The sequence below is a fragment of the Corynebacterium lizhenjunii genome (assembly GCF_011038655.2).
Taxonomy (GTDB): Bacteria; Actinomycetota; Actinomycetes; order Mycobacteriales; family Mycobacteriaceae; genus Corynebacterium; species Corynebacterium lizhenjunii.
In genome coordinates this window covers 2,204,501-2,218,270 of sequence record NZ_CP064954.1, presented here as the reverse complement: position 1 = coordinate 2,218,270, position 13,770 = coordinate 2,204,501, and the positions used below count along the sequence as shown (strand labels likewise).

The window sequence follows — 13,770 nt, the reverse complement described above, 5'->3', positions numbered from 1 at the left end:
GACGTTGCGTGTGGGTTAGCGTTCGATGATGGCGGCGATGCCCTGCCCGCCGGCAGCGCAAATGGAAATCAGGGTGCGCCCGCCGCCGCGGTTGGCCAGGTGCTGGGCGGCAGTAGCCAGAATGCGGGTACCGGTGGCGGCGAAGGGGTGCCCCGCGGCCAGGGAAGAGCCGTTGGGGTTGAGCTTGGCTTTGTCGATGCCCCCTAGTCCCGCGTCCTCCCATGCCTGCAGCGTGGCCAGGACTTGGGAGGCAAAGGCCTCGTGGATTTCATAGGCGTCGAAGTCTTGCAGGCTGAGCCCATTGCGCTCTAGCAGGCGTGGCACGGCGTAGGTGGGGGCCATGAGCAGACCATCGCTGCCGTGGACAAAATCGACGGCGGCGGTTTCGCTGTCTACTAGCCAGGCCAGGGGTTCGAGGTGGTGGCGGGCGGCAAAGGCCTCGTTGCCCAGCAGGGCCACGGAGGCGCCATCGGTAAGCGGGGTGGAATTACCGGCGGTCATGGTGGCTTGGGCCAGGTGTTGTTCGGCATCACGGGTGCCAAAGACGGGCTTTAGCGCCGCGAGTTTTTCCACGGAGGTATCTGGGCGCAGGTTGGTATCGCGAGTCACGCCCAGGAATGGGGTGACCAGGGTGTCGAAGAAGCCGGAGTCCCAGGCCCGGGCCAGGTTGTGGTGGGAAGCAGCCGCGAGTTCGTCTTGCGCTTGGCGGGTTATGCCATATTCGCGCGCGGTAATCGCGGCGTGCTCGCCCATGGATAATCCGGTGCGGGGCTCGGCGTTGCGCGGCTGCTCCGGGGCTAGTTGGGCTGGGCGCAGGGAGCCGATGAGCTGGGCGCGCTGGCCCAGGGTCTTAGCCCGGGTGGCGGCCAGCAGCGTGCGGCGCAGGCGGTCGTTGACTGCCAGCGGGACGTCCGAGGCGGTGTCGGTGCCGCCGGCGAGTCCCGAGTCGATGCGCCCTGCCGCAATCGCATCCGCTACCACTATCGCCGCGGCCAGGGAGGTGCCGCAGGCCTGTTGGATGTCTAGCGCCGGGGTGGTGGGGTCCAGTGCAGAGCCGAGCACGCTTTCGCGGGTGAGGTTGAAGTCGCGGGCGTGCTTGAGCACCGCGCCACCAGCTACCAGGCCCAGCCGCTGGTCTTGGAGTCCGTAGCGGGCCACAAGCCCGTCGATGGCCGCAGTGAGCATATCCAGGTTGGATGCCTGCGCGTACTCGCGGCCCGAGCGGGCAAAGGGGATGCGGTTGCCACCCAGGATGGCCACGCGTTGGCGTGCCTTCCCGGTGCCTTTCCCGGCCTTAGCTTGTGCTCCTGCGGCTTCGCGCCTTGCAGTCTCGCGTCCGGTGGCGGCCTGTTTGCCTCCGCCGTTGCGCGAGGGGGACTTCTTGCCTGCGGTGGATCGCGGGGTGGATTCAGTAGTCACGGTCAAAACTCCTTTGGGTGTAGAGCGTTTGGCAGCGCTGTGGCCTCACTTGGTGCGGTGTTGACCCCGTGCCGCTTAGCTGCTCGAAAGGTTACAGCTAACAACTATTCGTATGTTGATTCTCACATCGTAGCGTGTAGTGTATGCATTGTCACCTAACCAGTCGTTGCGACAGAATCTATACACATCCGTGCACGTCGTGTAGCTGCTGGCAACCCCGCTGACAGCCCCGGCTCGCTGCTGGTAGCACCCGCCCGCTGACAGCCCCGGCTCGCTGCCAGAAGCGAACCCCAGCTAGCCACAGCACACCGACGCGTCGGGAAAGGAGTCCTCATGCCTCGGTCTACCAGCAAGCCTGCTTCCCCCAAGTCCGCCTCAGCCAAGCCCACCTCCCCCAAGCCCACCGTCTTGGACAAGCTCATCAACTCCCCACTCGCCGCCAAGGCCGGGGTGCCCCAGGGCTACCCGCTGCGCCGCTACAGTCCGGGCCAGCCCCCGCTGGAGCATCCGGTGGTTTTGGGCGGGCATGGCCGCCTGGTCGCTGACCTGACCCAGCTGTTGGAGTCTGACTACCAGCTCATGAACGCTTCCGCCGATACCCCCCGCGGCGCCATCGTCTTCGACGCCACCGCGCTGGAGACCCCGCAGGACCTGCGAGAGCTCTACGATTTCTTCCACCCCCAGCTCAAAAAGCTCGCCCCCTGCGCGCGCCTGCTGGTCATCGGCCCCCGGCCCACCACGGCGGCGCAGCCCCTGGCACACATAACTGCCCGCGCGCTGGAGGGATTTACCCGCTCCTTGGCTAAGGAGATGCGCAAGGGCGCTACCGTCAACCTTATCCATGTCGATCCGCAGACCACCGCCACGCACCTGGAGTCCACGCTGCGTTTCTTCCTCTCCGGCCGTTCTGCCTTCGTCGACGGCCAGGTGGTCCACGTAGGCTCCACCGACCTTGCCGATGCCCCCTCTCCCGCACAGCCTGCCGATTCTGCCGATGCCGCCCCTCCCGCCCCCCTGACCGGCCGGCTGGCAGTGGTCACGGGGGCTGCCCGCGGCATCGGCGCGACTATCGCAGAGGTCCTCGCCCGCGATGGCGCCCAGGTGATTTGCATTGACGTGCCCGGCGCGGGCGAGCACTTGGCCGCCACAGCTAATCGGGTCAAAGGCACCGCGCTGCCCTTGGATGTCACGGCCCCCGATGCTGCCGCCACCATCGCGAGCCACGCCCAAGACCGCTACGGCCGGGCAGTCGATGTCTTGGTGCACAACGCCGGGATTACCCGCGACAAGTTGCTGGTCAATATGGATGCTACGCAGTGGGACCAGGTACTGGCTGTCAACCTTTTCGCCCCGGTGCGCATTACTCAGCAGCTGTTGGAGGCCGACGGCCTGGCACCCGGCGCGGCGGTGGTGGGGGTGTCGTCCATGGCGGGGATTTCCGGCAACCGCGGGCAGACCAATTATGCGACGACCAAGGCGGGCATCATCGGGCTTGTCGATGCCCTCTACGAACCCCTCGCCGCCCACAACTCCACCATCAACGCGGTGGCCCCGGGCTTTATCGAAACCGCGATGACCGCCGCCATGCCCACCGGCCCGCGCGAGGTGGGCCGGCGCATCAATTCACTCCAGCAAGCCGGACAGCCGGTGGATGTGGCCGAGACCGTGGCCTACTTCGCTGCCGCAGCCTCCCGCGCGGTCAGCGGCAACACGGTGCGCGTGTGCGGCCAAAACATGATGGGAGCCTAGCGCCATGCAAAAGGAACCTAGCGCCATGCAAACAGACCAGAGCACCACGAACACCACCACCATGACCGACACCCCCACCCCGCCCGAGCTCCACCGCCTCGATGCCATTCCGGATCTAGGTGCCCTGTATCGCCGCCAGGTGCTCTCCACGGCGCGCCGGGCCACCAGCGCCGCCTGGGCCACCAGCGCCGCCTGGGCCACCCGCACCACCCGGTCCAGCAGCGCCACCCGCACCACCCGGCGCACCCGGCCTGCTCCCGCCGTCACCGATCCCCGCGTGGGCTACGCCGTACCCGGCGTGCGCGTGGACCCGCACCACCTCGCGGCCTACTGCCAGGCCACCGGCTTTAGGCTGCACTCGCAGCTGCCGCAGCTTTACCCCTATGTGCTGAGCTTCCCGCTGGCTATCGCGGTAATGGACCACCCGGACTTCCCCTTCCGCCCGGTCGGTGCGGTGCACGTATCCAACACCTGTACCCAGTCCCGCCCGCTGCATCTTGAGGATCCCCTGGACATCGAGGTTTACGCCCGCAACCTGCGCCCGCACCGCAAGGGCCTACTCATCGACATGGTCACCACCATCTCCGCCGATGGCACCCCAGCTTGGCACCAAGTCTCGACCTTCTTGTCCGTTGGCGCGGCGTTTAACGCCACCACCCCCGCCCAGGTGCGCAACCGTCCCCTTGATTCCGGCCGCGCCCTGCCTGCCGCGGAGTGGGACTATCACCACACTGCCTCCGCGCAGCTGCGCTTCGACCGTGCCAATACTGCCGCCTACGCCGCCGCTAGCGGGGACAAGAACCCCATCCACGTCTCCGCGGTGGGCGCGAAGCTGTTTGGTTTCCGCGCCCCGATTGCCCACGGCATGTATACGCTGGCGCGAATGGTGGCTTTCGGCGAGCACCGCCTGCCGCCCGCTGTCACCATCACCGCTGATTTCCATGCTCCTGTGTTGCTTCCTACCACCACGGCGCTCTACACCACGCTTGCCGATACCCCCGCCACCTCACCCGCTCCCACCTCGGCCACTCCTGCCGCGGACGTCGGCCTTGTCTTGCGCGATGCCCGCAACCCCCGGAAGGTGCATGTGGTGGCGCGGACCGGGGCATCGGCAAGCTAGGCGGCAAGATAGGATACAAGCTGGACAGCAACCTGGGCAGACAGCTAGTCGATGTGCTGCACCCGCGGAGCCACCACCAGCGGCTGCGGGGAGTACTTGCCGCGCAGCCCGCGCAGAATGTGGGCGTGCTCAGCCAAACGAATATCCTCCGGCGTGCGGGGAGTGAACTGGCGGGCGTCCAAAGGCTGCCAGTCCGCATCCATCGCCATATAACTCACCGTGGCATGAATCGCCGTCTGCAGCGCCGCGCGGCCCTGGTGGGGACTGCCGGAGCGCACATGGATAGACAGCTGCATGGTGCGGGTGTCGGTGCGCATCAACCGCGCATCTACCTCAATCAAATCGCCGATAGAAATTGGGCGGTAAAAGCGGATACCTCCGGCATACGTGGCAATAGTGTGCGCCCCGGACCACTCCATGGTGCACGCCGTGCCGGCCTCATCAATCCATTCCATCGCAGTACCGCCGTGGACCTTGCCGCCCCAGTTGACGTCGGTGGGCTTGGCCAGGAAACGGTTGACCATCCGCGGGGCATCCGACGGGCCGTCATAGGTCTGCTTTTCCATCTCCTCCTCGATGGCTTTACGCAGCTCAATGCGCGACTCAGCGGCCTTCCACACGCGGACCTCCTCATCGCTGGCAGGCTCAAACGCTGGCACCGGGGTGGGCCTGCCCGTGGCCGGGTCCTTCGCCACGAAAATAACCAAACAATCGCAGGCGCGGGTAAAAATCCCATCGCGCGGGTCCGCGGAGAGCACCTCGTTGACAATGTGCATCGAGGACCGGCCCGTCATCGCAATCCGGGAACGCACCTCCACAATGTGGCCCGAAGGAATCGGGCGCGTGAAGTGAATGTGGCCCACATACGCCGTCACGCAGTAGGCGCCGGACCATTGCGCGGCGCAGGCATAGGCGGCCTTGTCAATCCACTCCAGCACGCGGCCGCCGCCAATGCCGCGGGCATCGGCGATAATGACGTCCGTGGGCGCCGCCATAAACCGCAGCGTAATCGACGGGGACTTCACAGAATCAGGCATGCGGACAATACTAAGCCACCGCGCTAGCCTGGGGGGCTATGAGTACTGCCCAGGATCCCGCACTCACACGCGCCGCCGTGCAGGCTGTGGCGCCGTGGATAGCTTCTGCCTCCCTGCCTGCCCCTTCCCGGCCCCAGCTTGCCGATGCCGTCCGCCGCACCGCCCGCGCCCTCGCCACCGAAGCCCCCGGCCATAGCGTGGAACTGCGGGTGCCCCCGTTTGTTGCGGTGCAGTGCATAGAAGGCCCCCGGCACACCCGGGGTACTCCGCCTAACGTGGTGGAGTTGGACCCGCACACGTGGCTGGCATTGGCCACTGGGGCCATGAGCTGGGCAGAAGCCGTGTTGATGCCGTCGGTGACAGTCTCCGGCGCGCGGGCCGGGGAGGTGGCGCGGTATCTGCCGGTTGTGCGCATTGCGCTGGGGTAGTGGTCCTGGCCTGGCCTGCGGGTGCATCCAGGGCGAAAGTTTTAGTTTCAGCGGCCGCAAGCGGCTAGTATAGGGCAAGTGATTGACCACAACTTTGCCGCTCAAGCAGGAAAAGAACCCGTGGACCTGGAGGCGCAGCCGGTGAATCTGGACGCGCAGCCGGTGACCGTAGCCACCCAGCCGGTGGATCTGGACACCCACGGGGAGACGGAGCCGCGCGAGGAGTGCGGTGTCTTTGGCGTGTGGGCGCCAGGGGAGGAAGTGTCCAAACTGACCTACTTTGGCCTCTTCGCGCTGCAACACCGGGGGCAGGAGGCCGCGGGTATCGCGGTGGGGGATGGCGAACGCATTGTCGTGTTCAAAGACATGGGCCTGGTGGCCAACATCTTCGACGAGTCCATCTTGTCCTCCCTCCACGGCAACGTGGGCGTGGGCCACACCCGCTACTCCACCGCGGGCGGCAAAGAGTGGGCCAACGTGCAGCCCATGTTCTCCACCGCCGCCAATGGGGTAGACATTGCCCTGGGGCACAACGGCAACCTGGTCAACTATTTGGAGCTACGCGAAGAGGTTGTGGCTAAGGGTTTGATCAAGCCCAACCAGGAGTCCGTGTCGGACTCGATGTGCCTGTCCATGTTGTTGGCCGATGGCGTCGACTCCAACACCGATGTTTTTGCCTCCGCCCAGGCACTGCTGCCGCGGGTTAAGGGGGCGTTTTGTTTGACGTTTACAGACGGACACACGCTCTATGCCGCCCGGGACCCACATGGGGTGCGCCCACTGGTGCTGGGCAGGCTGGCTAAGGGCTGGGTCGTGGCATCGGAGACCTGTGCGCTCGACATTGTGGGTGCGCAGTTCATCCGCGAAATCGAGCCTGGTGAGCTGGTGGCAATTGACGAGGCCGGCATCCGCTCCGAGACCTTCGCCCAGCCCACCCGCCACGGTTGCGTCTTTGAATACGTCTACTTGGCGCGTCCTGATACTGACATCAAAGGCCGTTCGGTCAATGCGGCCCGCGTGGACATCGGGCGCAGGTTGGCGCGCAGCTGCCCGGCAGAAGACGCCGACATGGTCATCCCCGTGCCCGAGTCCGGAAACCCCGCCGCCGTGGGCTACGCCCGCGAATCCGGCATCACCTTCGCCCACGGCTTAGTCAAGAACGCCTACGTGGGCCGCACCTTCATCCAACCCACGCAGACCCTGCGCCAGCTGGGCATACGGCTCAAGCTCAACCCCCTGCGGGAGGTCATCGCGGGCAAAAAGCTGGTGGTAGTCGATGACTCGATTGTCCGCGGTAACACCCAGCGCGCGCTCATCCGTATGCTGCGTGAAGCCGGTGCGGCCGAAGTCCACGTGCGTATTGCTTCCCCGCCGGTGAAATGGCCATGCTTCTACGGTATCGACTTCGCTTCGCCAGCGGAGTTGATTGCAAACGCCTCCCCGTCGGAGGACCCGGAAGTAGTAGCCGAGGTCATCCGCGACGCCATCGGCGCGGACTCGCTGGGATTTGTCTCCGTCGAGGAGATGGTCGCCGCCACCGAGCAGCCACCGCATGAGCTGTGCACCGCCTGCTTCACCGGCAGCTACCCACTGGGCCTGCCCGCAGGTAATGCCAACGCCGATGCCGTGCGGACCCTGCAGGGCCAGCCAGCCAGCTAGGGACGTTGGCAAGCTAGGCACATTGGCCAACTGGGCACGACCGCAAGCTACCCCTTCGAATCTTTCATAAGGAACCAACATCATGAGTGAGAACACCTACGCAGCCGCCGGCGTGAGCATCGAGGAAGGCGACCGCGCGGTAACCCTATTCGCCCCCCACGCCAAGCGAGCCACCCGCCCGGAGGTCATGGGCGGCCTGGGCGGTTTTGCAGGCCTGTTCAAGCTGGGCGACTACAAAGAGCCCATCCTGGCCGCTGGCTCTGACGGCGTGGGCACCAAACTGGCGGTGGCGCAGGCGATGGACAAGCATGACACCATCGGCATCGACCTGGTGGCCATGTGCGTGGATGACTTGGTCGTGTGCGGCGCAGAACCGCTGTTCCTGCAGGACTACATCGCCGTGGGCAAAGTGGTTCCGGAGAAGGTGGCCGAGATTGTCAAGGGTATCGCCGAAGGCTGCGTCCAAGCCGGCTGTGCCCTGCTGGGTGGGGAAACCGCCGAACACCCTGGCGTTATGGACCCTGAAGAATACGACGTCTCCGCTACCGCCGTGGGAGTCGTCGAGGCCGAGGGCCTGCTGGGCCCGGACAAAGTCCGCGACGGCGACGTCCTGATTGCCATGGGGTCTTCCGGCCTGCACTCCAATGGCTACTCGCTGGCGCGCTACGTCCTGCTGGAGCAGGCGGGCCTGCCGTTGGACGGCCATGTAGAGGAGCTGGGCCGCACCCTGGGCGAGGAACTGCTGGAGCCCACCCGCATCTACGCCAAGGACTGCCTGGCCTTGGCTGCGGAGTGCTCCGTGTCCACCTTCTGTCACGTCACCGGCGGCGGCCTGGCCGGAAACTTGGAGCGCGTCATTCCCCAGGGCCTTACCGCCGAGGTCAACCGCTCCACGTGGACCCCTGGTCAAATTTTCCGCACCATTGCCTCCGTGGGCAAGGTCTCCCTGCCGGAGATGGAGAAGACCTTTAATATGGGTGTCGGCATGATTGCCGTGGTGTCCCCCGAGGACCGCGATCGTGCGCTGGCTATGCTGACTGCCCGCCACGTCGACGCCTGGGAGTTGGGCACCATCCGCGAAGCCTCCGCCGATGCCCCCGCCCGCGTCCTCATGCAGGGCGAGCACCCGAGCTTCTAGCTCCAGCCTCGCCCCATCCCGCTCTAGCCCAGTCCTAGCCAGCTGCGGTCTGCTCCAGTCCTAGCCAGCTCCAGCTTCAGCTAGCTGCAGCCCAGCCCTAGCCCGCTCCCGTCTCCAGCCCAACGGCGGTTCGGGTGCCCGGCTCGGCAGCGCTAACGCCGCTGCTTTCGTGTGAGCGCGCCACCGTTCCGGGCTTCCGCACCGCCGGGAAATCGGCTTCATGCCGCCCGGCAAGCCCCTGCGCGCTGCCGGCTAAGCGCCTCGACATCGTATGCCATTACACCGACCTAAATAGTGACGCATTTTCGGCGCGGAAGCCCCTCCCCGCCCATAACACAATGTCGTGTTTGCGGAGAAAATGCGTCAGCGCATGCCGAAGCCCCACGCGCGTGCGAGTGTCTACGCAGGGGTGGCGTCACTTGGCGTGCAGAGCATGGCAGACCACACAGCCGAGTAGGTCCATTTAGGGCCGCGAGCATGCTGGACTGGTGACCTGGGTAAACCCGCCTTGGCGCCAAGCATGCTGAACTTACCGGATGAGGCAGTCCGGTCTGTCAGTGGAGTTGGGCGTGCGGAATTGACCAGCTAGCTGGTGTGCTTTTTCCTATTGCCAAGGTGGCCGTGTGCGTGCGGGACTAGCCGATTGGGGTCGGTCTATTCCCGCTGTGGTGATCCCGGGCATGCCGGACTGGCCGACTGGGGTCGGTTTATTCCCGTTGCGGCGGGTCCGGTGGTGGTGGGTCGGGGTGTGCGGGGCTGGGGATATACCACGGTGGCCCACCCCAGGGTGGGAACCAGACAATGCGGCCGTTGATGCGGTCGATGATGCCTCTGCCTGTGGGTTTGGTGGGGTCATCATCGTTGGTGCCGTTGTGGTACTTGCACAGTGGCACCAAATTAGACGGTTCTGTTTGTCCGTTGTCTTTGTGGCGGCGGATGTGGTGGATCTGGGATTCTTCGGCAGGTTTGTTGCATCCGGGCCAGGCACAGGTGGGGTGTTCTGCCCACGCCATAAGGCGTTGCTTGTAAGAAGCAGAACGAGCCGTGTAAAGATTTACCGGGCCCGCAAAGGGGTGGACGAGGGTGATAAGTCCAATATCAGCTAGTTTGCGGGCAACAAGTTGGGCACCGGTCATGCGTGCCCCGTTGGTTAGCTCTACGGTGATTTCTTCGCCGTGGCCGTGGATGATTGTGTCGAGGTCTTCAAGGCGGATGATGACGTTGGTGCGCACTTGGGGCCTTGCGGCATGCGGGACAGATTCGTCGTTGTCGTCTGTGCCGAAGAAGATGGTGTGGGCAGCATCAACAAGGTCTGCCGGACTCGGCCGATAAGGCCTGCCCGCAAACCGACCACTGTCGCCATCGCCACCGTCATGGTGGTCGGCGGTGTTGCTGCCGTCGTTCTGCTCGGCGGTGTTGCTGCCGTTAAGGTCAGCGTTGGCCTGGCCGCCAGTGGTGTCGGGTTCTGCGCCATTGTGGCCGGGGTCGGCGTTGTTGTCCAGGCCGGGGAGGGACTCTTGCGCGGCGTGGGCCTGGGCTTCAGCGGCAACCTGGGCTTCCGCTGCGGCTTGGGCTTCGGCGGCAGCCTGGGCTTCCGCTGCGGCTTGGGCCTCTGCTGCTGCTTGGGCTTGGGCGGTGAGGACTCCGTACATGTCGGCTACAGCTTGTGGGGTGTCTGTAATGGACATGGTGTGGTTGCCGTTGGCCCGGCGTGTCATGCGTACTCCGCGCTCGGGGTTGGATTGTTTGGAAGGCCCGCGGAAGTCTGCGGCGGCTGCTTCGTGCTCGGCTGCTGGCAGGGAGCAGAGTAAGGCGCGTAGTTGCCAGGTGTGGTCTTTGGTGATTGGGCGTACGAGTCGTTCGATGTTGGTGAGTGTGGCTAGCGTGTGGCCTTGGTTAGCGGCGTGCTCACGCGCAGCGGCTTGGGTGGGGGAATCGGCAGCGCGAACAGGGCCGAAGTAGACGCGTACTAGTGTGGCTAAGTCTGTTGCCGTGGTGGGGTCAGCACCGGCGGCCTGGAAGTCCTCCACGGTCATGCCGGTGCATTGGGCCACTAATCGGATACCCCAGGTCTGTGCTTTTAAGTAATCCCCGAGCTTCATGCCGCACAGTCTAAACCGCCCCAGACACCCGCGCAAGGGGTTTTCCGGCAAAAACTCAGAAAAATTTTCAGCCCACAGGAAGAAACCCCGCCCGGGCTGCGGGCGGGGTAGGGAAGGAGTTAGTCGTCATCCTCATCATCGAGGTACTGCGCGTAGGTGTCTTCGTAGTCCACCTCGTCGTCATCATCCCAGTCGCTGCTTGGCTGTTGCGAGGCCAATTCCCGCTGGAGCGAGTCCAGGTCCATCTCAGGCGAGTTGTACTTCAGCTGGCGGGCAACTTTGGTCTGCTTTGCCTTCGCGCGTCCGCGTCCCATGTGCATGACCCCCTTGAGGTGTATGAAGGCGTTAATCGTTGACAGTATCTTCCTCCTAGACACAATAGCCTGTGAACGGAAAAAATTCCTCACCACCCCCTTAGGGCGTGCCAAAATCTAGCGTCCGCGCAAATTGTTGACTGCGACACGTCCCGCCTGGGGGCCTTCATCAGTGGGAATGTACTCCGGATCCACGCTAAGGGCCACGTCGCCGCACTGTAACTGCGTGCCGGCCGCTAGCGCAGAGCGCTTGACCAACCCCAGGGCAATGGGCCCGTAGTCGCAGTCATCGACCACCGTGCCCATGCGGCCCACCCGGCGCCCGCCCAGCGTGATGTCCTGGCCAGGCTCCGGGGTGGTGGGCGCGGAGCCGTCTAGGTACAGCATGACCAACAGGCGCGGCGAACGCCCCAAGTTCTCCACCCGCGCCACAGTTTCTTGCCCACGGTAGCAGCCCTTGTCCAGGTGCACGGCCCCGGCGCGACCCCCGCGGCCAATCCAGTGTGGGACCTCGTGGGCAATCGCCTTGTGGTCAAGGTCGGCGGCCAGCTCCGGTTCGCGGGCGCGCACCCGCTCTGCGCTAAAGGCCATCAGTCCCGCTAGGCGTACACCGTGCTTTTCTAACGATGCCACCGCACCCTCTACCTGGCCCCGGTGTACTGCTATGTCGTGGCGCGGGCACCCCTGCCAGGGGACGGGGTGGGAGTAGACGGGGGAATCGGCAAGCTCGGGTAGGCCAGCGCCCAGGAGGCTGAGCACCGCCAGGTCAGTCTCTTCTACGGTGACCTGGGACCAAAAGACCATGCGTTGCAGGAAGGTAGCCAGGGTCGCGGCCTGCGCGGCGGGCAGGTCCAGGTAGAACTCATCGGGCGCGGTGCAGGTGACCTCTGCGGCATGCAGGATGTGGCCCTGCATGTCCAAATCCAGGGCAGCGGCGTGGAAACCGGGCGCAACACCCACCAGCTTTTGGCTGAGCAGATTGTTTAGGAACTCCGCGGCGTCCGGGCCGGCTACGCGCAGCACGCGCCGGTGCGAGCGATCCACCACCACCGTGCCGGTTTCTACCCAGCGCTGCTCCACCAGTGGGCTGCCATAATGCCAGGCCACTCCGGCGGCATCGACGGGGGAGGGGTGCTGCAGTGGGGTAGCCCCCGGGCGGGAAAGAAGCGGGGAAACATAATTCATAACCGCCCATGGTAAGGCATAATTGCCAGTATGAGTCCCCGCACCGAACCCGCCGCCGCGCCGATTACCTACGTGATCGAGCCCTATGGCGGGTCTATTCGCCGCCACAACCACGCGCTGCCACTGCTATACCCGGATGACCTGGGAATTACCCGTGGTGACGGCATTTTTGAAACATTCCTGGTGCGCGGCGGGAGGGTGGCTAATATGCAGCGCCACCTGGAGAGGTTTGGGGCATCGGCAAGCGCGATGGAGCTGCCGGAGCCGCACCTGGAGAAATGGCGCGAGGCTACCCTGGCCGCAGTGGAGGAGTGGGGCGAGGGCGAGGGCAAATGCACCTGGACCTACACCCGCGGGCGGGCCAGCACCGGCATCGCCTCCGCCTGGGTGACTGTGGAGGCCATCGACGCCGCCACGCTGGCCGAGCGCGCGCACGGGGTGGAAGTCATCTCCCTGGAGCGCACCTGGCAGTTACCGGAGGAGTTTCCGGCCAAGACCATTAATTATGCCGCGACCATGGCGGCCCTGCGCTACGCCCGGGCCCGCGGCGCGCAAGACGTCATCTATGTCGATGCCGCCGGCCAGGTGCTGGAAGGCTCGCGCTCCACGGTGATTACCGCCAAAGGTTCCAAGTTGCGCACGCCGCAGGCACCAGGGGTTATGCGTGGCACCACCCAGCAGGCTATTTTTGCTGCTGCCGATGCCGCCGGGTGGCGCTGCAAAGCCAAAGCCGTGGACCTGGACTATTTGTTGGGGGCGGACTCCGTATGGTTGGTGTCTTCTACCCGCGGGCCGGTGCGGGTCACCGCCCTTAATGGCACGGTGTTGCCGGAGCCGGATAACGCGGCGCAGCTGCGGGAGATGATGAACGCCGCAGTGTGGGCCTAGCCCCGCCGCCTAGCCCGCCACGCGGGAGAGCTCTGCGGACATGTACGGGCGCATCTCGCCGTCCACGTGGCGCTCGTCTACCCACCCCAGGTTGTTATTCGGCATGAGCCCATACATGCGCTTGCCGGGGCCCAAGGTCTTTGGGCCGGTTTCGGTAACCATGGTGGAGGCGGACTGCAGGGACCAGGCGCGCTCATTGAAGGGTTCGCCGTAGAAGATTTCCACCACACCGTTCGACGAGGTGTAGGTCATCTCAATTTCATCCTTGAGCGAGATACGCCAGAAACCGGTTTCGCGCACATCTGGGCCTACCGGTTGGCCTTCGGCATCAATCTTCCAGGTGCGGGAGCTAAAGGTGAGGTAGTTTTCCCCGTCGTGGGCAATGACTAGCTGCTGGCCAAAGGAGTACTGCTCGCCATCGCTGCCGTGGGCCTGGCCTTCGCCTTGCCACACGCCCACCAGCGGCAGCAGAGCCAACAGGCCATCGTGGAGGGAGGGGCCTTGGCGCAGGTTGGCGGTATCGGCAGGCACGGGGACTTCGGCGACCTCGATGGCGGGGATGTTGCGCTCCGCGGCGTCCTTCCAGGCTTCGGCGGCCTGGTTGACGGCATCATTGCCGTTGAGGGTGTTCGGATCGTTTTCTGGGTGAGTCTGCGTCATGGGGATCTAGGTTACCTGCCATTTCGCCGCGCTTCCTACTAGCCCGCTCTTCCCACTAGCCCGTGCTTCCT

12 protein-coding genes are annotated in these 13,770 nt (G+C 65.0%); 6 read left to right on the top strand and 6 right to left on the bottom strand.

Features of this window, described 5'->3' with window-relative positions:
* Nucleotides 1-15 precede the first annotated feature (15 nt).
* A complete protein-coding gene (locus G7Y31_RS10265; protein WP_165007132.1) occupies nucleotides 16-1,419 on the bottom strand; it encodes an acetyl-CoA C-acetyltransferase in 1,404 nt (467 codons plus the stop codon).
* Between the two features lie 333 nt (nucleotides 1,420-1,752).
* Here G7Y31_RS10265 and G7Y31_RS10260 point away from each other — a divergent pair, with 333 nt between their 5' ends.
* Nucleotides 1,753-3,168, top strand: coding sequence for a 3-oxoacyl-ACP reductase (locus G7Y31_RS10260; RefSeq protein ID WP_165007129.1), 1,416 nt, complete (start codon nucleotides 1,753-1,755; stop codon nucleotides 3,166-3,168).
* A gap of 25 nt (nucleotides 3,169-3,193) precedes the next feature.
* On the top strand, nucleotides 3,194-4,288 hold the full coding sequence (locus G7Y31_RS10255; RefSeq protein ID WP_196823568.1) for a MaoC/PaaZ C-terminal domain-containing protein: 1,095 nt from the start codon (nucleotides 3,194-3,196) through the stop codon (nucleotides 4,286-4,288).
* A gap of 44 nt (nucleotides 4,289-4,332) precedes the next feature.
* Here G7Y31_RS10255 and G7Y31_RS10250 read toward each other — a convergent pair whose 3' ends face one another.
* A complete protein-coding gene (locus tag G7Y31_RS10250) occupies nucleotides 4,333-5,325 on the bottom strand; it encodes an acyl-CoA thioesterase (RefSeq protein ID WP_165007123.1) in 993 nt (330 codons plus the stop codon).
* 38 nt (nucleotides 5,326-5,363) lie between these two features.
* Between G7Y31_RS10250 and G7Y31_RS10245 the strand changes: the two genes are divergently transcribed.
* The 3 genes from G7Y31_RS10245 (at nucleotide 5,364) to purM (ending at nucleotide 8,550) form a co-directional block, all read left to right on the top strand.
* A complete protein-coding gene (locus G7Y31_RS10245; protein ID WP_165007120.1) occupies nucleotides 5,364-5,753 on the top strand; it encodes a sterol carrier family protein in 390 nt (129 codons plus the stop codon).
* 162 nt (nucleotides 5,754-5,915) lie between these two features.
* On the top strand, nucleotides 5,916-7,412 hold the full coding sequence (gene purF, locus G7Y31_RS10240; protein ID WP_165007329.1) for an amidophosphoribosyltransferase: 1,497 nt from the start codon (nucleotides 5,916-5,918) through the stop codon (nucleotides 7,410-7,412).
* 82 nt (nucleotides 7,413-7,494) lie between these two features.
* Nucleotides 7,495-8,550, top strand: a complete 1,056-nt coding sequence (gene purM / locus G7Y31_RS10235; RefSeq protein ID WP_165007117.1) for a phosphoribosylformylglycinamidine cyclo-ligase — start codon at nucleotides 7,495-7,497, stop codon at nucleotides 8,548-8,550.
* A gap of 707 nt (nucleotides 8,551-9,257) precedes the next feature.
* Here the strand turns inward: purM and G7Y31_RS10230 are convergent.
* From G7Y31_RS10230 to ygfZ, 3 genes are all read right to left on the bottom strand, one after another.
* A complete protein-coding gene (locus G7Y31_RS10230) occupies nucleotides 9,258-10,652 on the bottom strand; it encodes an HNH endonuclease signature motif containing protein (RefSeq protein WP_244977377.1) in 1,395 nt (464 codons plus the stop codon).
* Nucleotides 10,653-10,771: 119 nt separating this feature from the next.
* Nucleotides 10,772-10,966: a DUF3073 domain-containing protein gene (locus G7Y31_RS10225; RefSeq protein ID WP_196823567.1), complete on the bottom strand. Its 195-nt coding sequence runs from the start codon at nucleotides 10,964-10,966 to the stop codon at nucleotides 10,772-10,774.
* Between the two features lie 117 nt (nucleotides 10,967-11,083).
* A complete protein-coding gene (ygfZ, locus tag G7Y31_RS10220) occupies nucleotides 11,084-12,151 on the bottom strand; it encodes a CAF17-like 4Fe-4S cluster assembly/insertion protein YgfZ (protein ID WP_165007111.1) in 1,068 nt (355 codons plus the stop codon).
* Between the two features lie 30 nt (nucleotides 12,152-12,181).
* Here ygfZ and G7Y31_RS10215 point away from each other — a divergent pair, with 30 nt between their 5' ends.
* A complete protein-coding gene (locus G7Y31_RS10215) occupies nucleotides 12,182-13,039 on the top strand; it encodes an aminodeoxychorismate lyase (RefSeq protein ID WP_165007108.1) in 858 nt (285 codons plus the stop codon).
* 9 nt (nucleotides 13,040-13,048) lie between these two features.
* On the opposite strand, the gene G7Y31_RS10210 is transcribed toward G7Y31_RS10215, so the two are convergent.
* Nucleotides 13,049-13,699: a heme-binding beta-barrel domain-containing protein gene (locus G7Y31_RS10210; protein WP_165007106.1), complete on the bottom strand. Its 651-nt coding sequence runs from the start codon at nucleotides 13,697-13,699 to the stop codon at nucleotides 13,049-13,051.
* Nucleotides 13,700-13,770 lie beyond the last annotated feature (71 nt).

Bases quoted from the DNA above. Each gene is read 5' to 3' on its own strand.
- G7Y31_RS10260 (WP_165007129.1), top strand. From the start codon at position 1,753: ATGCCTCGGTCTACCAGCAAGCCTGCTTCCCCCAAGTCCGCCTCAGCC.
- G7Y31_RS10255 (WP_196823568.1), top strand. From the start codon at position 3,194: ATGCAAACAGACCAGAGCACCACGAACACCACCACCATGACCGACACC.
- G7Y31_RS10250 (WP_165007123.1), bottom strand. From the start codon at position 5,325: ATGCCTGATTCTGTGAAGTCCCCGTCGATTACGCTGCGGTTTATGGCG.
- G7Y31_RS10245 (WP_165007120.1), top strand. From the start codon at position 5,364: ATGAGTACTGCCCAGGATCCCGCACTCACACGCGCCGCCGTGCAGGCT.
- purM (WP_165007117.1), top strand. From the start codon at position 7,495: ATGAGTGAGAACACCTACGCAGCCGCCGGCGTGAGCATCGAGGAAGGC.
- G7Y31_RS10230 (WP_244977377.1), bottom strand. From the start codon at position 10,652: ATGAAGCTCGGGGATTACTTAAAAGCACAGACCTGGGGTATCCGATTA.
- G7Y31_RS10225 (WP_196823567.1), bottom strand. From the start codon at position 10,966: ATGGGACGCGGACGCGCGAAGGCAAAGCAGACCAAAGTTGCCCGCCAG.
- ygfZ (WP_165007111.1), bottom strand. From the start codon at position 12,151: ATGAATTATGTTTCCCCGCTTCTTTCCCGCCCGGGGGCTACCCCACTG.
- G7Y31_RS10215 (WP_165007108.1), top strand. From the start codon at position 12,182: ATGAGTCCCCGCACCGAACCCGCCGCCGCGCCGATTACCTACGTGATC.
- G7Y31_RS10210 (WP_165007106.1), bottom strand. From the start codon at position 13,699: ATGACGCAGACTCACCCAGAAAACGATCCGAACACCCTCAACGGCAAT.